Raw genomic sequence first — 20,710 nt, 5'->3', positions numbered from 1 at the left:
CGTGGGTGTACGAGGGGTTGGGCCTGTGGCGGCGGTCGTGCAGCTGCACCGTGCCGTACAGGGCGTACGGCCCGTCCAGGGTCTGCTCGTGCTGGACGAGGGCCTGCCAGGCGTCGGGATCGGCGGCCAGGTCGACCATCACGGTGGTGGTGCCCGGTGCGCGGTGCTGCACTTCGGAGGCTATCCAGTGCCACGGGAGGGCCGTGTACCGGACGGTGCGGGCCGTGGTGCGGGCCAGGGCCAGGTGGAGGCGGTGTTGGCGGGGGTCGACCACGAGGTGCCCGGCTGCGTAGATGAGTAGGTGGCCCTCGACGGCGGCCGCCGTGCGGACGGCGGTCAGCACGGTGTTGGGGGCGTCCGGGTTGGCCAGCTGCACGACGCTCGCGTACGGGGTGCCCACGAGTCGCGCCGGCGGGACGGCGGACAGCTGCGGGAGCATCGCGGCGACGGTGAGCGGGTGGCGCACGGGTGGCTCGGCGGCGATCAGCAGGGCGTATCCGGGAAGTTGGTTCGGTGTCGTGCTGGTCGCCATGGTCAGCACCGTAACCGGCTGGTCCTGGTGGCGGTCGAGCCTTTCGCCGCGCGTCGGGCTGAGTGGGGTGGTTCCCTCGTTGGGCGGCAGGCTCTGCCCTACCACGGGCGTTGTCGGGGTGCCAGGCTCGCCGTAGGCGACCGCGGAGCGGCTTGGCCTGGCGGCCCGGCGGCGGCCGTGGTGCCCTCCGGGTGCCGTCCGACGAGGGGGCCGCACCGCGACCCACCACCATCTCCACCACCCACCAACCCGCACCCAAGATCACTGCCTCCCCCACCCTCCGCAGGGTGGCCGGGGTGTGGGGCAGAGCCCCGCTCTGTGACCTGGCCTGTTCCCGCCTTCCTTGATCACCTTTTGTGATGTTGTGCTGACCTGTTGTCAGTGCCCGCTGTCACCATGGGCGGTTCGCGGGGACTTTGCTACGAGGGGGAGGCATCGATGCCTTGGGTGCGGCCATACGTGCGCTCTGACGGGACACCGGTCGCGGACATTCGCGGTGGGCTCCGGGCGCGCGGCGGGAAATGACGATCTTAGCCGTGGTGGCGTTAGCCGTGGTGGGCATGGGCGGCGGGTCCTCGACTGGCAGCGGGACGACTCCGCGGCCGCAGTCGACGGTGCGCTACCCGATCAAGTTCAACAGCACGACCACGGTGAAGCAGCAGCCGCAGCCGACGGTCTCGTACCCGATCCCGTGGGAGCGCTCGGACGGGAACCGATGACGCGCCGGCGGCCGCCCGCGCGGCGACGACCGCGTCGGCGCAGCCGGAAGCAGGCGGAGAGGGAACTGATCGTGTTCCTGGTGGCGGCGGCCGCTGCCATCGGGCTGTTCGTGATGGTGGTCAGCTGGCTGCTGGCCCACTGGTGGGTGCTTGTCGCCGCGGTGGTGCTCGCCAGCCTTGGAGCGGTTGGCTGGGTGTATCAGCGGCAGCAGCAGGCGCGTTGGGAGGCGGTGCGGGCGCAGGGCCTGCGCTACGGGCTGCCTCAGCTGGACGCGCTGCATCACTCTCGGTTCGAGGATGCGGTGCGGGATCTGATGCGCCGGGACGGCTGCCGGGATGCGGTGCGGGTCGGCGGTGGCGGGGACCTCGGCGCGGATGTGAAGGCGACTGATCCCTACGGCCGTCGCTGGGTGATCCAGTGCAAGCACCGTCGCCATGGGGCCCGGGGCTCGGCGGTGGGTACGCCGGATCTGCAGGTGCTCAACGGCACGGCCCGGCAGGTGCACGGGGTGGATGTCGCGGTGATCGTGACGAACGGACGGGTGACGGCGCCGGCGGTCGGCTTCGCCAAGCAGCAGCGGCTGCATGTGGTGGACCGCGAGACGCTCGGCGTGTGGGCGGCGGGCTCGCGTCCGTTGTGGGAGCTTTTGCGGGCGGTGCCGCCCCCGCGCCGGTCAACGCCGCTGGGGTAAATGAGAGTTTTGCCCGCCCTGGAAATGGGCTGAGGCCCGTGGTTGAGCGGAACCCGGCAATTTTGCCGGGTTCCGCTCAACCACGGGGTTGGTCCTCGATGACTTCCGCGTCGATGACGTCGTCGGCTGGAACCGTGACCTTCGCCAGGATGCGTCCGACCTTGCGGATGCGGCCCTGCAGGTGCTCGGCGTCGACTGCCGTGCGTCGCAACGTGGCGCCGTCGGCCATCAATGCCTTGTTCAGCCGTTCCAGGGCCTGCTCTGCCGCGCCAGCGGCCTCTACGAGGGGGTCGGGCCCTGCCTTTGCCTGTGGGGGCGTCTGTGCGTTGTCGGGGGCTTTCGTGGGCGCGGGGATCGAGGGTTGCGGTGCATGGATCTCGCGCCAGCGGACCGCGACCACCTCGCGGCGGTATTCGGGGTCCGGCTCGGCGGCCGCCGATTCAAGGGCCTTTGTGACTCGGGCCGTGATCTGGTGCGCGGCCAGACGGACCTGCCCGGACTCGAATGCTGACCTCAGCAGCGCGTAGTCACTGGCGGCCTGTTTGTCGGAGGTGCTGGCGGCGTAGTCGAGCATCGCGCGTACGTGGGATGCCGGAGCGGGCTTGCCCAGGGCGTCCTGGACGGCCTTGGCCAGCCGCCATTCCTCCTGCAGACGGCGCGCGTCCCGCTCGGTCATGCCGTCGTGCTCGGCTGCGAGGTACTGAGGCCACGTGCGGGTTCCGTCGCCGCGGTAGAGGCGGCGACGGCGCACGATCTCCAGCGCGCGGCCAAGCATCCACTGGGCTGAGCGGGCGTTGTCGATGGCGCGGTGGCACTCGGCCAGCTCCTTCTGCTCCTCGGCGCTGAGCGGTCCGTTTGCCTCCTCGGCCGTCACGTCTCGCTCAGGCAGGGTGGCGCCCCAGTGCGTGAGGGTGAACGGCTGGTCGCGCAGCCGAAGCCCATTGGCTGACGGTGTGGTGGCCAGGTCGGTCCCCGGGCTGGCGGCCGACGCGGCCGGCGCGCTCGCTGCAGGGGTGCGAGTGGCGGTCGTGGCTGCGGCACCCGCACGCAGGTCTTTGCGCTTAGGCACGCTTGATCAGCCCCTTTGCCTCCATCTCCGTGACCAGCTCGCCGAAGGGGCCCCGTGAGGCGCGCTCCACGCTGAATGCCGTTGCCTGCTTGAGTTCATCGAGGTTCGGGATCATCACGGTGAACACGTTCCATCCGGCGTCACGCAGCATGCCGCGGATCTCCTGTGCTGAGCGGACGCCGGTCCGCACTCGGTTGAGAAGAACCCACACAGGCGGCGCCTTGCGGTCGGCGCGCGTGTACGCGCTGCGGGCGACGATCTCAGCGACGGGCGTGGAGGTGCGGGGCTCGGTGACCCGCTGCCAGTCGGCCATGGACGGTTCCATGTGCACGATGGCCAGGTCGGCGATCTTCAGCACGCTGTCTGCGATGTGGGGGTGGTTCTCGGTGTGGCCGACGTCCACGATGTCGATGCCGTCTTTGAGCGGGGTCACGTCGGTTGCGAAGGTGGCGGTGGCGTTCCTGTCGACGGGGAAGGGGAAGCCGCCGGCGGCGTCCGACCACTGGCTGAGGTGCTGGGATTCGTCGGCGTCCCAAGCCCTGACCACGTAGTCGGCCTCGTGAAGGGCATGGGCCATCATGCCCGTGTCCGTGGTCTTGCCCATGCTGCGTGGGCTGATGTTGGCGATGAGCACGGTACGGCTTCTCTCTCCCTGGGTGCTGGCGCTGGCCCGCATGATGCTGCCATGCCGGGCAACGCAGAAGGGCCCCCGCGGCGCGGGGGCCCTTGATTTTGCTGCGATCAGTTCAGCTCGGCGCGAGCCGCCTTCAGCAGGGCCTGTACGTCCAGTTCCTGGCCCGGCTCGATCGCCCGTTCCTGCCGGGCGTTGGCGGCCGCCACGATCGCGTCTACCTTCGCCCTCTCCTGCTGGTACTCCCACTGAGCGGTCGCCACAGCGCCGGAAACCTCGATTGCCTTCACCCGGGCCTCGTTGACACCCTTGGTCTCTTCCATGGCCAGCTCGTGGGCCTGGGCGCGGGACTCGCGCCGGTCCGTTCGCCACAGCGGGGCGCACACCGCGTACACCGCGGCGGTCGCTCCGGCCCAGAGCAGGGCGGCCAGCTGCCAGTCCGGCGTCCAGGCGGTCACCCCGGACACGGCCAGTACGGCGGCCGCCGAGAACGACACTCGCACGGTCTCGTTGTCACCGTGCTGTTTGGCTGCGGCGATGCATCCGGCGCACCCGGCGAGCGCGGCCAGCGTGCCCGTGATCCACAGCGGGCGGGTGGAGCCGTCCGGGATCTGCCCGTTCCAGCTCCAGGCCAGCGCGGACATGGCGGTGGTCGCCAGGCCCGGCGCCACGCGCCCGAAGTGTTCCCACAGCCAGCGGCCGGCGGACTGCCGGGGCGGGAGCTGCAGTGCCGGGCGGAACGTGGGCGGGACCTGCTTCCGGTGGGCCTGCTCGATCAGGTAGAGCGCCGGATCGAACGGCGCGGGGCTCTGCTGCTCGGTCACAGCGTCATCTCCTGTCCGTCTCGGGTGAGTTCCTGCTGGTGCTGCTGGTCGCTGCCGCGGTACCGGGCGTCCCGCTGCTGGCGCTCGTCCTCCTCGCGCTGCCGCGCGGCCTTCTCCCGCCCTCGGCGCTCCGGGGGCCCGTTCTCGCCCCACACCGCGACCTCGCCCGGGTCGGCGGTGCCCTCCGGGGAGGGTCCGATCTCGGCAACCTCCTGGTCGCGGTAGATGACGGTCCCCGACGGGGTGATCTGGAACCCGTGCTCACCCTTGGAAGGGTCATCCCGGACGATCCGCTGCCCGTCGATGGACACGCCCTGGTGGTCCAACGTCACCTCGTGGCCGTACCGCTCGATCGTCAAGCGGGCCTGCCCTTTGCGGGCCTGCTCTCGGTCCCACTGCCAGGGGTTGAACTCGTCCGTCCTGCTCACGCCTGCACCTCCTGGTCAGCGCGGGCAGCCAGGACCCGGGCGTGGCACGGCTGGCCCTCGGCACACCAGCAACCGAGCCGCTTCCCGCGCAGCTTCGACAGCTCGCGGGCCACCAGCTCCGGGTTCTCGTCCAGCCAGGCGCCGTACCGCTCGACCGCCTCGGCGGCCGTGCCCTGCTCACCGACTCGGTACGGGTTGGCTAGTGGGTGGGCCTGCAGGTTCCATCCGCCTTGGGTCATTCGGCGGCCCACGTACACCACGTCCGTGAACTCCGGGTCGTCACGGTGGCCGTGCATGTCCACCACGGTGGTGGCGGGCTCCGGCTCGACCTCGACGGCGAACATGGGCAGCTGCACGCCCCCCTTCATCTGGAGGCCTTGGCGGCTGGTCACCACGCCACCTCCAGGGGCTCGCCGGTGACCGCCTCGACCAGCGCGGACACGATGACCTCGGCCACGGGCGGGGTGGGCCACACCCTGTTCTCCACGCGTTTGTCCGCGTAGGCGATGGCAGCCGCCCAGGGCTGGAGGATCGTCAGGGCGCGCATCAGACGATCACCTCCCACAGGGACTTCCCCATGCCGAACAGGACAAGGGCGATGACCACGGCGACGGTCAGCATGGCTCGGCTGGCCTTCCAGACCTTCCGGAATCCCACGGACAGGGCAAGGGCTCCGAGCACCGTGACGGTGCCGTACGCCGTCAGACCGGACAGGGCGGCGGCGATGCCGTTGCGCCCGATCTCCACCGAGGTGGCCATGACCAGCACGGAGAAGATGAGGGCGGCCAGGGCGATGAGGCGTTCGCGGGCGATGCTCACCGGGCCACCTCCGGGCTGGCCTCGACAGCGACCTGGTGGCGGCGGGGCCCACGGCGGCCGCCGCTGCCCTTGGCCCGGTACATGGCCTCGTCGGCCTGTGACAGGGCCTCGGACAGGGTGAGTCCGTCCGTGGGCACGGCGCCGATGGAGGCGCCGACTTCCAGCTGCTGGCCCTGCCAGTCCGCAGGGGCGGTCAGCAACTCGTGCAGCTGCTCGATACCGGCATGGAAGTCGTCGGCGTGCATCACCAGGGCGAATTCGTCGCCTCCGAGACGGCCGGCGGTGCCGTCGGAGGCGCCCGCCCACAGGTGGAGTCGGTGCCCGGTGGCCTTCAGCACGGCGTCACCGGCCGGGTGGCCGAACGTGTCGTTGACGGTCTTGAAGCCGTCCAGGTCGATGACGGCAACGGCGGCGTTACCCCGCAGGGTGCGGCGCAGGGCAGCCTTCTCCCACCCGTCCCGGGTGAGAAGTTGGGTCAGCGGGCAGCGCCGGGCGGCGGCCAGACGGCGGCGGAAGAGCAGGCCGTGGGTCGTCCAGCCCGCCACTAACGGGGCTGCGGCCGCGAAGGGTTCGATCAAAGACATGGGTGTGCCTCTCCAGCAAAGGCGAGCAGGGGGAGGGTGGGTCAGTCGCCAATTGGCGACTGACCCACCGGGGGCCCTATCGGGCGGGGTGCGGCCTCGCGGGCTGCGGCTGCGGCTGGCGTCCGTCGCGCTCGTGCGGCGCCGGACGGGTCGGCAGGGGCGGGCGGGTGTCGCTCATCGAGCGCCCCCGATCCCGCTCACGGCCTGACCGTGGCGGCGCAGTTCGGCCTCTGCCTGCTGGCGCTGCTGTTCCGCGCGCTGGGCTGCTGCTGCGGCCTCGTCGGCCGCCTTCTCCTGCTCACTCATGCGCTGGCCCCCATAAGCAGCCGGCGGGGCTTCGGGGAGCCGGTGGGGATACGCGCCGGGAGGTCGTCGCCCTCGCCCGTGCTGACGCACTGGCAGGTGACGGAGACCAGAAGGTTGCCGCGACGGACCGTGACCTGCTGGAAGTCACTGCAGTCCCCGCACGCGGGCTTCGGCTGCTCGAACGCCGGTCCCCACTTACCCACGGCGACGAGGCGGCCGCCGTTGACGGTGGGAAGGCTGACGGTCGCCAAGGGGGTGCTGGCGGCGGAGATGGAGATGACAGACTTACTCACAGAGATCCCTCGTCTCTCGAATCAGGGGTTTCTCGGGCCCGGGGAGCGCTGGAACGCTCGTCCGGGTGGAGAGGGTCGGGGCTGGAACCCCGGCCCTCTCGCACTTCCATTAACCTCCCCTCCACCTAACTTGTCAACAACATACATTGCTGACTTTCTAGGTTGTTTGATGTACGGTCGTGATCGAGCAAACGAGAGAAGGGAGTTCTAGGGTGCTCCAGACGTTGGAACGACCCATGAGGAGTGGCCCAGTGCCCCAACAGCGGGACCAGAAGGCCGGCGGCGAGGCTGCGGACGGCGAACGCGTGCTCATCTCGGGACGCGTGCGGGCCTCCGTCCGCAAGCGGCTGCGGCTGTACGCCGCGGCGCACGACGAGAACCTGCAAGACCTCCTCGACGCTGCGATCGACGAGTACCTGTCGAAGCGCGGCGGCTGAGGCCCCGGAATGAGGCGAGCCCCGGCAGTGAGGAAGCACCGCCGAGGCTCAGACGCTGGAAGATCGGAGACTCACATGCGTCACCACCAGGGTAGGGCCGCTGATCCCCCCGAAGCTGCAACTGCTCAGGAAGAGAACAAGGCAGTGCCCAAGCTGACCCGGGTTCACAAGGTGCTGATCGGCGTCGTTACCACGGGAGCTGTGATCATCGCCGGTATCGGCTTCGCCGGTTCGTACGCGTCGGTGCGCGAACTCGCGGAGAAGAAGGGGTTCGGGGACTTCTCGTACGCGTTCCCGATCGGCATCGACGCGGGGATTGTCGTGCTGCTGGCCCTGGACCTGCTGCTGACCTGGATCCGGATTCCGTTCCCGCTGCTCCGCCAGACGGCGTGGATACTGACGGCCGCCACGATCGCCTTCAACGGCGCGGCTGCCTGGCCTGACCCTCTCGGCGTCGGCATGCACGCGGTGATTCCGATCCTGTTTGTCGTCGCGGTGGAGGCGGCCCGGCATGCTGTCGGCCGGATCGCGGACATCACCGCCGACAAGCACATGGAGGGAGTCCGCCTCACGCGCTGGCTGCTCTCGCCTGGCCCAACGTTCCTTCTGTGGCGTCGCATGAAGCTGTGGGAGCTGCGCTCGTATGACGAGGTGATCAAGCGGGAACAGGAACGGCTCGTGTATCAGGCGCGTCTGCGTCAGAGGTTCGGACGTGCCTGGCGCCGCAAGGCTCCGGTGGAGGCGCTGATGCCGCTGCGTCTGGCCCGATACGGAGTACCGCTCGAAGAGACGGCGTCTGCGGGGCTGGCGGCCGCTAACATCACGCTGCCCACGGCCGAACTGGAACGCCTCGACGGCGACGACGTCCGCGAGGAACTGCCCGCGGACCTGTCCGCACGGGAGCTGGAGCCGGTGCTGGTCGACGTCGACCAGACCGAGCATGGCGGCCAGGACGAGGACGTGGCCACCACCACGGTGGACGAGGCGGCCGGCCACCCTGAGCCGGAGCTGCAGCCCGTTCCTGAACCGTACGAGGCGTACGGGCCTGAGCTGGAAGTGGACTACCGCGGCGGATACGACCCGTACGGCGCGGGCCCCCCGGCGGGTGCTCCGGTGCCGGTGGCGGCCCGGGGCGAGGGGCGGCCGCGCGTGGTTCAGGCCCGGATCGACGATCCGGAGTGGGGCGTGGACCCGCTCACGGACGAGGCACTGGGCCAGTCGCCATTTGGCGACGGCCAAGGCGGTCCCTTCGTGCCGGGCCAGGCCACGGAGCTGGTGCTCCCGACGGACGAGGACGAGGTGGAGACCGTCCCGGAGCCGGAGGGGCTGACAGGCCTTGAGCTGCTGGAGCACCGCTACCTGCAGCTGTCGCCCGAGGAGCGGAAGTTGTCGGCGGTCAAGCTCGGCGAACTCCTGCACGAGGGCACTGGATTCACGCCGGGGACCGCCCGGAAGTACTTGGGCGAGATCATCCGCAAGCACCGCTGAGAAAGCCTGGGCTGAGTGTCAGTCCTGGAACGTACGGTGATCGTGAGGTCACCGGACCAATTAGGCGCCCCCGGGAAGGCGCTGGTACCGCCGGACCCCGGGGACTTCGCGACAAGAGAGGAAACCTCGTGTCACGCAAGGAAGAGACTAAGGCCCCCCACGTCACAGAGCTTCCCGGCAGTCTGGAACCGCGCTGGGCGCACCGCCTCCTCGCGGCTCACAAGCCCGCCGGCCTCATCGCGGGCAAGCCCCGAGGGGCTACGGGCACTTCGTACGCGGCGGCGGGTCTGCCCGTCGTGGCGGTGTCGGCGGCGGCTGCCGAGAGCGGCGGTCCGTCGCTCCTCGACCTCGTCAACTCGGTGGCCTTGAACTGGCCGCTGGGTGGTCTGCCGGGTTTCATCGGCACTGCAGCAGTCGCCTCGGGCCTGGGACTCGTTGCCCTGAAGCGCAAGGTTGACTTGAGCGCGTCCGGGTTGGTGAACCCTTCGGAGCGAGTCGGGTTCGCCACCCCCAGGGAACTGAGGAAATGGCTGTCCGAGCCCGGATTGAGGAACCGGGCTCAGGTTCTGCGTCCGTCTCTGGCTGGGCTCAAGAGCCGCTCGATCAGGGCCCACGACCTCGGTCTGCACCTGGGGACAGATCTCCTCTACAAGCGGGGCCTGTTCATCGCGTGCGAGGACCTGGTGCTGATGTACGCCCCGCCGCGCTCGGGCAAGAGTGCCCAGCTGGGCAACGCGGTGATCGACGCGGTCGGCAGCTGCATCGTCACCTCAACCCGTGGCGACCTGTACGGACACACCCACGAACTGAGGCGCGAGCACAACCGCCCCATCTGGGTCTTCAACGCTGGGGTCAGCGGTGTGCCCAACACACTACGCTGGAACCTCGTAGAGGGCTGCGAGGAAGCCTCGGCGGCGATCCGGCGCGCGGGCTACATCCTGTCGGCCTCGGCCTCCGGGGAGGACATGGAGAACGCGTCCTTCTGGGAGGGCCACAGCTTCACCGTGTTGTCCTCCTACTTGATGGCGGCCGCTCTCAAGGGCGGTGACCTCATGACGGTGCGGAGCTGGGTGACCAACCCGACCGACCGGGAGCCGCTGGAGATCCTGCAGGCGCACCACGACCGTGTGCCGGCGGGCTGGGCGCAGCTGCTCGACCAGATGTTGAGGGCGCCGGAGAAGACCCGGGACAGCGTGTACCTGACCCTCGTCAGGTCTTTCCAATTCCTCTCGCACCCCGAGGTTGTCGAGATCGTCAGCCCCCGCCCCGGTGAGCAGAAGTTCGATGTGCAGGACTTCCTGCGCTCGCGGGGGACCCTGTACGTGATGGGCCGGGACATGCGGTACGGCTCGGTCAGCCCGCTGTTCTCGGCCCTGGTGGGCGAGATCTACGATGCGGCCTACCTCCTGGCGGACAACTCTCCGGGCGGGCGCCTGGACCCGTACCTGCGGATGGTCCTGGACGAGGCGGCCGTGATCTGCCCGCTCCCACTGCACCTGTGGTCGGCGGACGCGGGCGGCCGAAACATTCAGATGCTGATCTCCGTACAGTCCCCGTCCCAGCTGCGCGAGAGGTGGGGCCGGAACGGAGCGCAAACCATCATGAACAACGCGACCAGGGTGGTCCTGGGCGGTCTGTCACTGCCCGAAGACCTGGACGAACTGTCACAGCTGTGCGGGGAGCGAGACGAGGAGATCGCCTCCTCATCAACCTCGGACGAGGACAAGACGTCCAGGAGTGTCAGCGTGCGGCGGGTCCGGGTGATGCCACCGGAAGCTATCCGGCAGATGCGGGAGGGTACGGGCCTCATCTTCTACCGGCATCTTCCGCCGATCCGATACCGCTTCGTCCCGGTGTGGGAGCGGCCGGACGTCAAGGCCCTGGCCAAACAGGCAAAGGCCCGGGAGAAGGAAGAGATCAAGCTGAAGAAGAAGGGCGTGCAGGTCACCGGCCCGGTCCTGCCTCCCCAGATGCCCGCCACAACACCTGTGTTCCCGAGCCAGCCCGCAGAGACAGACGCCCCGCCGGCGTCCCCGGTCGTCCCCGGACAGTCGGACTCCCCGGCAGCTGAGGGCGAGCGGTGGAGGTACACCGGATGAGCGAGCGGAGCCGTGGGCCTGTCGATCCGCCTCGCGACGTGGTGGCCGTGTGGCAGCGAACCCGGGATCTGAACGAACGGCTGGACGGCGTCAACGAGCGGCTGGAATCCCTGGAGGGCTTCAACCTCCCGGACGCCGTGGCTGACCTGGCCCTGACCGTGAAGAAGCTGACGGAGAAGCCGGACGCTCCGAAGGTCGCGGTCTGGAACTGGCTGGCCATGAACCCCCAGCAACAGGCACACGCCTGGGAGATCCTGCTGGACTGGACGATGGGCACCTTCCGAGTGCGGTACCCGCGCTCGTTCCAGGAAATGCTGGGTTACGACCAGTGGGCGGTGTCGTGCTGGCACCTGCACCCGGACATGGTGGAGTCCCTGACGAGCCTCATGGGCTCCTGGCACTGGGCGTTCAGCGATCCGGAGTCGACCCCGCTGCGGACCGCTGAGTGGCTGGGCCGGTGGCTGCCGGATGCCGTACGCCAGGGGAAGTTCATCCTGGCGAACTGCAACCTCCACCCGGAGCCGAACGACCCGTACGCGGGGCACAAGAACCCGCTGGAGAACAAGCGGACCGACCCTCCCCAGGATCTTCTCCAGCACATGCACCTGCTGAAGACGGGCGAACTGCCCAGCTGAACACGACAACGACAGAGGCCCGGACCATCGGTCCGGGCCTCTTCGCGTGCGTACGTCAGGCGGCCGCCGGCACGGGCCGTTCCTGGTCGGGCCAGAACGCCCACCCGACGGTGTAGTCGACGCCTGCGGCGTAGTCGCGGTCAAGGTCGGGCCAGTCGTTGCCCTCGATGCAGTCGCGGGCGTGCACGCTCTCCTTGCCCACCTCCCGCTTCGTGTACGGGTACTCGTAGGTCTCTCCGCTGATCGGAGCGTTCTGCAGCTCTCCCAACAGCCAGGCGGCGACGGCCCACACTCCCTGGGCGGCGGCCGCCGGGCGCCGTACGCGGTACTCGTCGTCCTCGTCCAGCTGCACGCGCGCGTGTTCGCCGACGTGGAACTGCCGTGCGGCGTCGTCCCGGAGCGCTGCCAGCTCTGCCCGGGTCCGGCGGACGCCTCCTGGAAGCCCGGGTGTGCTGGGGGCCGGAGCTGGAATTAGGGTCGGCCCGTATTCGTGGCCAGGCCAGGACGGAGTCACCCCGGGAAGAATCGTCGGGTTCTCCGGGACGGGGAGGGCGTCCGCGATGGACGGGTGCAGCTGCCGGGGGCGCCACTGCGACTCGCTGTTGCTGGCCATGATTACGACGGTAGCCGCGGGTACTGACACGGTGCCAGAGGATCGCCCATCCTCGGCGGCCGCCAAGGTTCCGGGCTGAGCGGGGTGGTTCCCTCGTTGGGCGGCAGGCTCTGCCCAGCGCGCCGTTCGACGGGTGTCCAGGATTTACCGCTTGCGGCGCCGTAGGCGTCCTGGACTCCCGGCGGGCGGCGTGCTGCCCTCGGGTGCCGTCTGACGAGGGGGCCGCACCGCGACCCACCACCATCTCCACCGCCCACACACCCGCACCCAAGATCAGTGCCTCCCCCCCCTCCCCTCCAGCGGGGGTCTCACGTCAGGAACCGCCATGGGCACCCAGGAGACGAATGCGCTTTCGGGGCAGCGCCAGAATCACCCGATGCCGGGGAAACTGCCGGTCCCGGGCCGGCACGCGCGCAGTTACGTTCTTCGCGGTGTCACCGTGGTCGAGTTCCACGGAATCATCGACCTGAGCAACATCCCTGAGATTCAGGCGCATACCGATGCCGCGACCACCCGGTCGGGCGTCCGCGTGATCGTGGACCTGCGGCCGGTGGAGTTCCTCGACTGCTCCACCCTCGGCCTGCTCTGCCGGACCCGACGTCGGGCCCTCGAACGCGGCGGCCAGCTGACCCTGGTCTGTGTCCGGCCCTGGCACCTGCGGATCCTCAAAGCCGCCGGACTCCACACGCTCTTTGCGCTCCTTGCCACCGTGGAAGATGCCCTGGAGGGCGGACAGTGACCCGCCAACAGTTCCCGGCGCATACAGAAGTTCAGTCCGGTATCGGCTGAATCGCATGCTGCCCGCACCGCCCCGGCCCGCATACGCTTGCCAGCAGCACCGTCGCCCGTTTCGCCGACTCCGGCCGACGACGGGCTACCGGTCCTTTGCCTTCGGCCCCCAGCCCCCGGGTCGCAGTGACTATCCGACCACTGTGAGCGGCTGGAGCCGCATCGCCGACAACGCAGCTCCAGCCCTTCGTCCTCCCCAGCCCGGTTCGAGCCCGGGATGAACTCCCGCACACCCCGGGAAGGGTGGGAAGGACGGTCAGTGCGAGGCGGCGATGTGAGGGGAGCCAGCGCCGTTCTCGCACCGCGCGGCCGCCGCCGGTGCTCGCCCGCATCCGGCGGCGGCCGTTCACGACTTCATCATCAGCAGCCCCGGCATCCACTTCGACTGCCAGCAGTGATCCCCAACTACAGGCTGCTTGCGTCCTTCACGGCTCCCGGCCCGGGTCGGATTCCCGCAACGCTGTCCGCATCGCGCCGAGCGCGGTGAGATCGGCACCCGCCACGAACTGCTCAAGCAAGACACCAGCCCGCCAGTGCTTCCTACTGCGGACTGCCTCCACGATCTCCTCAACCGCCCGACACCGGGCCTCGCCGAACGGCGTGTACCTTGCGGCATCGGCTGCCATCAGACTGCCTCCTCGCACTGCCCAGTGTCCTCCTGTTCGCCCCGCCGGCGTGCCGCTTGACGACACTGGCGAAAACAGGCGCCAGCCAAGTCGAGTCATTTCGTCACCTACGAAGCCATTCATGCGGATAACGAAGACCCGCTCGCCAGCACACCAACCAGACAAGCTGTCATGTCGGCATCAAACACAGGCGCTCAGAGGACGTCCCGCTTGAATGAGGGTTAGTTCATGGATTGTGCCAGGTTATGGTGCTTTCGCCGGTTGCTCGTTTCGCCAGGTTCGAGATCATTGCGAGGCGGATCATGCTCTCGGAGTGCGCTGTTTTGGTCTCGTAGTCGCGGGCCAGTCGGCGGTGCATCATGATCCACCCGAAACTTCGCTCCACCGCCCAGCATCGCGGTAGCACCGAGAAACCTTTGGTCTGTGTGTTCCTGGGCACGACATCGACGTCGATGCCGAGATTGGCGCCGTGCTCGATGGCCTGGGTCTTGTAGCCGGTGTCGACCCATGCCTTGGTGATGGTGGGGTGGGTGGCGGCAAGTTGGGTGAGCAGCTGCTTGCCGGCCTCGTTGTCGGATACCCCGGCCGCGGTCACCGCGACCAGCAGTAGCAGACCGAGGGTGTCCACGACGATGCTGCGCTTGCGACCTACGATCTTCTTGCCGGCGTCGGTGCCCTGTGTGCTGGTGGGCACGCTCGGGGCGGTTTTGACGCTCTGCGCGTCGATGACGCACGCGGTCGGCTCGGCCTTGCGCCCCTCCTGTTCGCGGACCAGACGGTGCAAGCGGACGCCGAGTTTCTCGATCGTGCCGTCGGTAGTCCAGGCGCTGAAGTGCGAGAAGACGGTGGTGTGGGGCGGGAAGTCGTGCGGAGGTAGCGCCAGGGGATGCCGGTGCGGTTGACGTAGAGGATCGCGTTCATGACTTCGCGCAGGTCGGCGAGCCTGCCGCCGAGGTTGAGCGAGGTCTTCTGCCGCTCGGCTCGCCACGCGGTGAGCGTCGGTTCCATCAGGGCCCAGCGGGCGTCGGACAGGTCGCTCGGATAGGGCTTGCGAGGCGGCTGAGTCGTCATGACAGCACTGATACGACTGGGAGTTGGAGCCCGTATATCGCTCGTCCGAGTGACTGAGGGAGGCGAACCGCCCATATTTGAACCGGACAGGAGCTGTTGGTGCAGAACGTGACAACACGCCCGACCTGTAGCGGGCGCCGTCCCTGCGCATTCGGTACGAGGAGTGGCAATTAGACTGATCTCGGACAGCCGACAAAACAACCAAACCCGCACGTCAGCAGCACGAACGTCCTCTCAGTGGGCGTTTAGGGATGGATTGAGACGCTAAGTCGCTCCTGCGGCCAACACCCTTCGGGGTGATTCGCGCCTTACATGCGCCTTCACGGCATCCCGGGTGCCGATCCGGTCGCCCGTTTGATCCGCTCCTCAGCGCCGAATTCCGTCTGGTCTAACAACGGGTTGGAAGCTTCCTGTCTGTCGGTAACTTCCAGGCGTTTCAGGCCGCACGCGTTGGCGATAAATGTGGCAAAACATGTTGAAACGGTCGGCGTGAATCACCATCAAACGCCCACTCAGTGGGCGTTTAGGGATGGATTGAGACGCTAAGTCGCTCCTGCGGCCAACACCCTTCGGGGTGATTCGCGCCTTACATGCGCCTTCACGGCATCCCGGGTGCCGATCCGGTCGCCCGTTTGATCCGCTCCTCAGCGCCGAATTCCGTCTGGTCTAACAACGGGTTGGAAGCTTCCTGTCTGTCGGTAACTTCCAGGCGTTTCAGGCCGCACGCGTTGGCGATAAATGTGGCAAAACATGTTGAAACGGTCGGCGTGAATCACCATCAAACGCCCACTCAGTGGGCGTTCATCACGCTCATGTCCCGCCGCTTGTCCCGACCCCGCCGCCAGACCGAGGCGCCGACAGTCCCCCTCGCAGCCGCCTGAAGACCAGGGCGCTGCCGCTGCCGTTCGGAACGGCGACCATCGACGCCCAGCCGAACGGCAAGCGGGATCACCGCCATCCTTCACGCGCCCGTGACCTGCGAAAAGAGGATGTGAAACAGCTTCTCACCCGCGCCCGACCACCAGTCGCCAATTGGCGACCAGACCCGGGATCGCAGCACAGAGAAGGGGCGGACCGCCAGCAGGCGGTCCGCCCCTTCTCTGTGCCCGGTGGGCTACATCTCGACCTCGGTCCCGCTGACTTCGACCGTGGGGGCCTCGATCTGCGGCTCCGGCCGCTGCACCACGGGCTCGTCCCGGCGGGTGCGCTCGGCTTCCTCCATCTGTTGTGTCTGCTCGCGGTCGGCCAGGATCTCCGTCGCCCTGGCGGCGGTCCGGACGGCCTGCTGCAGGTCCTCGCCTGTGAGGGTCCGCCCGTCTGCGTGTGCGCGCTCGTGGGCTTCGCGCAGCCGGTCGCGCTCGCTGGTCTCCGGCTGTTCCAGCTCCGGTTCCAGCGTCGGCTGTTCCTGCTCCTGCACGTCCTCTTGCAGTTCCAGCGTCTCCGGCGCGAGCTCGGGCTCGGGCGCCCGGAGTTCCAGCTGTCGCTGTGCCTCCTGCGCCTGGGCCCGCGTGTCCTCGGTGTGGCCGTGCCATGCCTGTCGAGCCTCGTGGACCTTTTCCAGGGCCTCACGGTCCTCGGACAGTTGCGCGGCCAGGGCGTCGTATCCGTCGACGGCTGCGTGCAGCTCCTGCCCGCGCTCCGGGTCTTCCATTTCTGCCTCGCGGGCCTCGATGTACTTCTGCATGGCTTCGCGCTCGACGTCGGCCAGGGACTCCGAGACCTCGCGCAGCTGGCCAGCCACGTGCGGCGGGGCCCACTCGGTTTCGCGCTCGTACCGCTCGACCATGCGGCGCAGTGTCGCGTCCGTGGCGCCCACCAGCTCGATCCGGTCCTCCGGCTCGCCCAGCGCGCGGTAGGCGCGGTCCCAGTCCTGGCGGACGTCGACGGCACCGCGGCCCGGTCGCTGGCCGATCGGGTCGCGGTCGTGCTCGTGGTCGTGGGCCTCGCGGAACGCGGCCACGCTGCCCGCGCGCTCGATCCAGCGCTCCCGCCACTCGGGGGCGTCCGGCACGGGGCCCAGCTGCTGTGCCCACTGGGGGAGTTCCCCGGCTTCGGCCCGTTCCAGCAACTGCTGGCCCAGTTCCAGGCGCTTGGCCTCGGCAACTTCGGCGACACCCCGGGCGTACTCGCCCTTGGGGCCCTCGATCTCCGCAACGCGGTTCCGCCAGTCGGCGCGCTCCTCGGCGGCCGCCCGGTGCTCCTCTGCGATGCGGTGGCGCTCCTGGCCCTCCTGCTGGCCATGCAGGACTCCGACCTGGCTCTGCAGACCCTCGGTCATCGCCTGCAGGGCCTGCATGTGGTCCTCGACCTGGTGCCACTGACCGGTCGTCATGGCCTCGGTGACGGCCGTCTCCTGCTGCTCGACGGCCTCGCGCACCCGGCGCTCGTCCGCCTGGACCTGGCGCCGGTCGGCGGCCTCCAGCTCGCGCTCCGCACGCCAGTGCAAGACCTTGGCCAGGTCTTTTGCATCGTCCAGGGTGCGCTGGGTGATGTCCTGCATCAGCTGCATGGCGTCGTGGCCGGCCGCGTCGGCGGCCCGTCCCAGACGCATCAGGGACCCGTACGCCTCGGAGTCACGGACCTGGCCGAACCGCTCGCCCAGCTTCTCGTAGAGGACCTGACCGAACTTCTTCTCTGCGTGCTCGGCGCTGAGGTCTTCCAGCTCGAACGTGTGCTTCGCCAGACTCTGGGACCATTCCAGTTCCTCGCGCTGCACCTGCCTGGCCGACTTCTCGACGCTGGAATGTTCCAGCGTCTGCTTGAACAGGGCCATGGGCTCCGGCCGCTCCCACGGCTCCACGCCCGGCTGGTCCGTGGACATGTACGCCACGTTCTTCTCGCGGCCGCGGGTCATCGCGACGTAGAACGCTTCCCGGCTGCCGGTCCCGTCCCAGTAGCTGTGGGCCGTTCCAACGGTCCGCCCCTGGGTGGAATGGATGGTGCCGGCATACGCCAGATCGACGTGGCTCTGCACGTACGCGGGCGGCAGGGTCACGGTGTCCCCGTCGTCGTACGCGGCGGTGACCGAGCCGTCCTCGGAGATGCCCAGCACCTTGACCACGTCGCGGTTCGTGGCGAACCGCTCGCCGGAAGCGCTGGTCATCTGCCGGTTGTTCTTGCGGAGCTGGATCATGTCGCCCTTGCCGACAGTTAGCCCGCGCTTGTCCAGCTCGATGCCGTCCGCCTCGACCTGACCGAGTCGTACGAGGTCCGCACGCGCGCGGGCTGCCAGTTCGTCCGCCTGCTCCTTGGTCGGGGCGATCAGCACCGCGTCCTTACCGCCCACGTGGTCGACCAGCCAGGACTGGTACGACGCTTCCACCATCTCGTCCCGCGTTCCGCCCCGGAGGCGGCCGCGGGCCTCGTAGTCCGCGAGCACGTCGACCTCGCCCTTGCGGAGCTTCAGAGACGCCTCCTTCTCCCACTCGGAGTTGAAGCGCATCACCTCGTCCAGGCGGTGGACGTTGGGCAGCTCCTCGGTCAGCTGGGAGAACACTCCGCCACTACCGACGCTGTCCAGCTGGGCGTTGTCACCCACGTACAGCACCTTGGCGCCGGCGCGGGCGGCCAGGCGCCGGATCTCGTCCAGCTGGCCCGTCTCAGCCATGGACGCCTCGTCCACGAGGATGAGCTGACCCTGCTGCAGCTGGAACGCGGCCCGCTCGTCTTCGGCCACTGGGGCGCCCGATTCCAGGCGCTGGTTCGTGTCCAGGAATTTGGCGATGTTCTGCGCGTTCGTCACGCCCTCGTCCGACAGCACGCGGGCCGCGCGCTGGCTGACGGTGAGGCCGATCACGGGGCCGCATTCCTGCGTCCAGACGTCGTGGATCGCGCCCGCCAGGCGGGACTTTCCAGTACCGGCGGGGGCGGCCACGACCTCCATGCGGCGGCCGGACGCGAGGATGGAGCGGAACGCCTTCTCCTGGCCCTCGTTCAGCCCGGCCTCGGCGGCGGCCGCGTCGATCGCCTCGCGGGCGACGGCGGGCGCTCCCAGCTCTGTGGCCTGCTCGATTACCCGGCCCTCGCGCTCCAGGTGGTCCTTCGTGGCGTACCGGCGGGCGCCGTGGCGGGCGTAGACACTCAGCCCGTCCTCGCGGCACAGCTCCTGGGGAAGCGGAACGAGGTTGCGGGCGGTCAGCCTCACCACCTCGGTGTCCGTGCCCGACTGCAGCGCAGCGTCGGCCAGCTCGTTGACGAGGGCGCGCACCTGGTCGCGTTCCAGGCCACCCAAGCAGTCTGGAAGCTGCTTGGTGATCTCCACGATCAGGTCCCCGCGGCGCCATGCCGCCTTCTGGTCCTGGGCGTTCTCGACGGCGGCCCGCACCACCTTCGCCGGGTCGAATTCCAGCCCCGATTCCAGGTCGGCCTGGCGCCGTTCCAGGTCGGCGGTCGCGCGGGCCACCTCGGCTGGAATGTCGGCCAGCGACTCGCGGGTGTCGGTGACCATGTCCGTCTCCCACTGCTCCAACAGCTGCTCGCGGGGGACGGCGGCGGTCTTTCCCTTGCGCTCCGACAGGTTCACCCACTGCGCCATGCGGGCCAGCTCGTGGGCGGACGGCGGCCGCCCCTCGCGGTCCTCGTACGCCTTGGCCAACTCGGCGGTGCCCTTGGTGATGGTCCGCCGGCGGCTGGAGTACTTGTCCCGCTTCTCCTCGCTGATGCCGCAGACCTCGCGGGCCATCCCGTCCGGGCGCATCGCCGTGCGGAGCTGCAGCTTGCGGTACAGGGCCTCGTCCGTGGTCTTCTCGAAGATGTGCCCGGCGGCCTTGGTGTGCCGGTAGATCTCCTGTCCGTCGATGGTCAGCCACTTCGAGCGGACTTCGCCGGTCACGGGGTCCACCTGGTCGACCTGCACGCGGTTCCAGATCGCGTTGTGCACGTGCATCTGCGGGTCGTTGTCCCGGCTTGTGTGCTGGCGGAAGCTGGCGATCGTCCAGCGGTGCGCGTCGACCTGGCGGCCGACCGGAGCACCCTCGGCATCCTTCGCGCCGTGGCGTCCGTCCCGGGCGTACCCGGCCTCTTCCTGCAGGAACTCCAGCCCGGCCTGGACACCCTCCATCACGCATTCCCAGACCTGGTCCGCCTTCGCCGCGGCGGCCGCCGCGCCCTCCAAGTCGCCGGCCGCGCGGAGCCGCTGAGCCTCGATCTGGAATCCGGCGTGCAGCAAGCTGTACGACTTCGGCACGCTGAACGTGACGTCGTAGTACGAGCGGCTAGTGGGCGCGTTCTGGCGCACCTTCAGCTCTGCCTCGGTGCGCTGCTCGGGGGTCGCGTCCGGGCCCAACTTCTCCAGAGCCTTGGCCACCTTCTCCTCCGTCGACTTGGTGTAGTCGTACGGCTTCCGACCGACCCGGGCGGCGTCGTAGATGGCTGCCACCTCGGCCTTGTACTCGTCCGTCCCCGGCTCCGTCGTGATCGCGGAGAGTGACGCGCGGACCTGCGCGTGCAGCTCGGGGTGCGTGAACTTCGAGTACATGTCGTTCATCAAGTCGTGGTCGACTTCACCAGTCAGACCAAGATCGTTTGCACCCTCACCGAGCCAGATACCGGCAGGCTCTCCAGCCTGCTCGATGCTCTTCAGGTAGTAGTGCTCGCCACCCTTGCCCACCTGATTGATCAGGTAACCCGGGTCGGAACCCGGGCTCACGGTGGCGGTCATGTGATCACTGTAGGTGGCCATCGGATGAGAATGCAAAGGTGTGTTGAAGAGAGTAGGGACCTTAGCTTTCAAGATCAGGGCAGAAGAAGGGGGTGGAGAGGGCAAGTTGGCAGATGGGAGAGGAGATCGACTAGAGCAAGCCGTGAAGGAAGAGCAAGCAGAGACGGGAGAAGGTCGTGAGGAGACATCAGCCCTAGATCCTGGTGCGGTAGTTGACGGCGGCCGATGGTCGCCCGGTACGCTGCGCCACAGACGACAGAGGCCCGACCCGGACGCGCGGGGCGGGCCTCGACTGTTACCAAGAGTGGTTTTCGGCGACGGATGCGCCGCCGGGTCCGGGTCGGCCGGACGCCTTCGAACCTAGCGTGCACACGCTCCTCTGTGCCTGGCAACCGG

21 protein-coding genes and 1 pseudogene are annotated in these 20,710 nt (G+C 68.8%); 8 read left to right on the top strand and 14 right to left on the bottom strand.

Translation table 11 applies throughout. The features are described 5' to 3' along the window. The first annotated feature begins 25 nt into the window (after nucleotides 1-25). From ABIE67_RS50895 to ABIE67_RS50885, 3 genes are all read left to right on the top strand, one after another. Nucleotides 26-301 carry a hypothetical protein gene (locus tag ABIE67_RS50895; protein ID WP_370271275.1) on the top strand — a complete coding sequence of 92 codons (276 nt, stop codon included), beginning with the start codon at nucleotides 26-28 and terminating at the stop codon, nucleotides 299-301. A 767-nt stretch (nucleotides 302-1,068) separates the two neighbouring features. Further along, the gene (locus ABIE67_RS50890; protein WP_370271274.1) at nucleotides 1,069-1,251 is read left to right on the top strand and encodes a hypothetical protein; all 183 of its coding nucleotides are present in this window, start codon (nucleotides 1,069-1,071) and stop codon (nucleotides 1,249-1,251) included. Next, nucleotides 1,248-1,943 (top strand): restriction endonuclease, encoded by a 696-nt coding sequence (locus ABIE67_RS50885; protein ID WP_370271273.1) that lies wholly within the window; start codon nucleotides 1,248-1,250, stop codon nucleotides 1,941-1,943. The genes ABIE67_RS50890 and ABIE67_RS50885 overlap by 4 nt, the downstream gene beginning before the upstream one ends. A gap of 76 nt (nucleotides 1,944-2,019) precedes the next feature. Here the strand turns inward: ABIE67_RS50885 and ABIE67_RS50880 are convergent, their stop codons facing one another. The 10 genes from ABIE67_RS50880 to ABIE67_RS50835 all read right to left on the bottom strand — a co-directional run bounded on the left by ABIE67_RS50880 (nucleotide 2,020) and on the right by ABIE67_RS50835 (nucleotide 6,897). After that, on the bottom strand, nucleotides 2,020-3,012 hold the full coding sequence (locus tag ABIE67_RS50880) for a hypothetical protein (protein ID WP_370271272.1): 993 nt from the start codon (nucleotides 3,010-3,012) through the stop codon (nucleotides 2,020-2,022). Further along, complete coding sequence (locus tag ABIE67_RS50875) at nucleotides 3,005-3,646, bottom strand: plasmid partition protein (protein ID WP_370271271.1); 642 nt, start codon at nucleotides 3,644-3,646, stop codon at nucleotides 3,005-3,007. The genes ABIE67_RS50880 and ABIE67_RS50875 overlap by 8 nt, the downstream gene beginning before the upstream one ends. Nucleotides 3,647-3,753: 107 nt before the next feature. Beyond that, a complete protein-coding gene (locus tag ABIE67_RS50870) occupies nucleotides 3,754-4,467 on the bottom strand; it encodes a hypothetical protein (protein WP_370271270.1) in 714 nt (237 codons plus the stop codon). Next, the gene (locus tag ABIE67_RS50865) at nucleotides 4,464-4,895 is read right to left on the bottom strand and encodes a hypothetical protein (protein WP_370271269.1); all 432 of its coding nucleotides are present in this window, start codon (nucleotides 4,893-4,895) and stop codon (nucleotides 4,464-4,466) included. Before ABIE67_RS50865 ends, ABIE67_RS50870 begins: the two co-directional genes overlap by 4 nt. After that, a complete protein-coding gene (locus tag ABIE67_RS50860) occupies nucleotides 4,892-5,287 on the bottom strand; it encodes a DUF4326 domain-containing protein (RefSeq protein WP_370271268.1) in 396 nt (131 codons plus the stop codon). Before ABIE67_RS50860 ends, ABIE67_RS50865 begins: the two co-directional genes overlap by 4 nt. Then, nucleotides 5,284-5,442 carry a hypothetical protein gene (locus tag ABIE67_RS50855; RefSeq protein WP_370271267.1) on the bottom strand — a complete coding sequence of 53 codons (159 nt, stop codon included), beginning with the start codon at nucleotides 5,440-5,442 and terminating at the stop codon, nucleotides 5,284-5,286. The genes ABIE67_RS50860 and ABIE67_RS50855 overlap by 4 nt, the downstream gene beginning before the upstream one ends. Beyond that, entirely contained in the window at nucleotides 5,442-5,714 is a 273-nt protein-coding gene (locus ABIE67_RS50850) for a hypothetical protein (RefSeq protein ID WP_370271266.1), read from the bottom strand. The genes ABIE67_RS50855 and ABIE67_RS50850 overlap by 1 nt, the downstream gene beginning before the upstream one ends. Beyond that, nucleotides 5,711-6,298 carry a GGDEF domain-containing protein gene (locus ABIE67_RS50845; RefSeq protein WP_370271265.1) on the bottom strand — a complete coding sequence of 196 codons (588 nt, stop codon included), beginning with the start codon at nucleotides 6,296-6,298 and terminating at the stop codon, nucleotides 5,711-5,713. Before ABIE67_RS50845 ends, ABIE67_RS50850 begins: the two co-directional genes overlap by 4 nt. A 174-nt stretch (nucleotides 6,299-6,472) precedes the next feature. After that, nucleotides 6,473-6,604 carry a hypothetical protein gene (locus tag ABIE67_RS50840; RefSeq protein WP_370271264.1) on the bottom strand — a complete coding sequence of 44 codons (132 nt, stop codon included), beginning with the start codon at nucleotides 6,602-6,604 and terminating at the stop codon, nucleotides 6,473-6,475. After that, the gene (locus ABIE67_RS50835; RefSeq protein ID WP_370271263.1) at nucleotides 6,601-6,897 is read right to left on the bottom strand and encodes a hypothetical protein; all 297 of its coding nucleotides are present in this window, start codon (nucleotides 6,895-6,897) and stop codon (nucleotides 6,601-6,603) included. The genes ABIE67_RS50840 and ABIE67_RS50835 overlap by 4 nt, the downstream gene beginning before the upstream one ends. 251 nt (nucleotides 6,898-7,148) lie before the next feature. Between ABIE67_RS50835 and ABIE67_RS50830 the strand changes: the two genes are divergently transcribed. The 4 genes from ABIE67_RS50830 to ABIE67_RS50815 all read left to right on the top strand — a co-directional run bounded on the left by ABIE67_RS50830 (nucleotide 7,149) and on the right by ABIE67_RS50815 (nucleotide 11,556). Further along, the gene (locus ABIE67_RS50830) at nucleotides 7,149-7,334 is read left to right on the top strand and encodes a hypothetical protein (RefSeq protein WP_370271262.1); all 186 of its coding nucleotides are present in this window, start codon (nucleotides 7,149-7,151) and stop codon (nucleotides 7,332-7,334) included. 144 nt (nucleotides 7,335-7,478) lie between these two features. Beyond that, the gene (locus ABIE67_RS50825) at nucleotides 7,479-8,822 is read left to right on the top strand and encodes a DUF2637 domain-containing protein (protein ID WP_370271261.1); all 1,344 of its coding nucleotides are present in this window, start codon (nucleotides 7,479-7,481) and stop codon (nucleotides 8,820-8,822) included. A gap of 128 nt (nucleotides 8,823-8,950) precedes the next feature. Next, a complete protein-coding gene (locus tag ABIE67_RS50820; protein WP_370271260.1) occupies nucleotides 8,951-10,921 on the top strand; it encodes a type IV secretory system conjugative DNA transfer family protein in 1,971 nt (656 codons plus the stop codon). Continuing rightward, nucleotides 10,918-11,556 carry a hypothetical protein gene (locus ABIE67_RS50815; protein ID WP_370271259.1) on the top strand — a complete coding sequence of 213 codons (639 nt, stop codon included), beginning with the start codon at nucleotides 10,918-10,920 and terminating at the stop codon, nucleotides 11,554-11,556. The genes ABIE67_RS50820 and ABIE67_RS50815 overlap by 4 nt, the downstream gene beginning before the upstream one ends. A gap of 55 nt (nucleotides 11,557-11,611) precedes the next feature. Here ABIE67_RS50815 and ABIE67_RS50810 read toward each other — a convergent pair whose 3' ends face one another. After that, nucleotides 11,612-12,169 (bottom strand): hypothetical protein, encoded by a 558-nt coding sequence (locus ABIE67_RS50810; RefSeq protein ID WP_370271258.1) that lies wholly within the window; start codon nucleotides 12,167-12,169, stop codon nucleotides 11,612-11,614. Between the two features lie 325 nt (nucleotides 12,170-12,494). Here ABIE67_RS50810 and ABIE67_RS50805 point away from each other — a divergent pair, with 325 nt between their 5' ends. Then, a complete protein-coding gene (locus ABIE67_RS50805) occupies nucleotides 12,495-12,908 on the top strand; it encodes an STAS domain-containing protein (RefSeq protein ID WP_370271257.1) in 414 nt (137 codons plus the stop codon). Between the two features lie 475 nt (nucleotides 12,909-13,383). Here ABIE67_RS50805 and ABIE67_RS50800 read toward each other — a convergent pair whose 3' ends face one another. From ABIE67_RS50800 to mobF, 3 genes and pseudogenes are all read right to left on the bottom strand, one after another. Beyond that, the gene (locus ABIE67_RS50800; protein WP_370270356.1) at nucleotides 13,384-13,584 is read right to left on the bottom strand and encodes a hypothetical protein; all 201 of its coding nucleotides are present in this window, start codon (nucleotides 13,582-13,584) and stop codon (nucleotides 13,384-13,386) included. A 226-nt stretch (nucleotides 13,585-13,810) separates the two neighbouring features. Continuing rightward, nucleotides 13,811-14,655, bottom strand: a pseudogene (locus ABIE67_RS50795) (IS5 family transposase). Nucleotides 14,656-15,769: 1,114 nt separating this feature from the next. Continuing rightward, the gene (mobF, locus tag ABIE67_RS50790) at nucleotides 15,770-20,314 is read right to left on the bottom strand and encodes a MobF family relaxase (protein ID WP_370271256.1); all 4,545 of its coding nucleotides are present in this window, start codon (nucleotides 20,312-20,314) and stop codon (nucleotides 15,770-15,772) included. Nucleotides 20,315-20,710: the final 396 nt, after the last annotated feature.

It is taken from the genome of Streptomyces sp. V4I8 (assembly GCF_041261225.1).
Taxonomy (GTDB): domain Bacteria; phylum Actinomycetota; class Actinomycetes; order Streptomycetales; family Streptomycetaceae; genus Streptomyces.
Note: the sequence above shows the minus strand (reverse complement) of the source record. Positions and strands in the feature narration are given on the sequence as shown.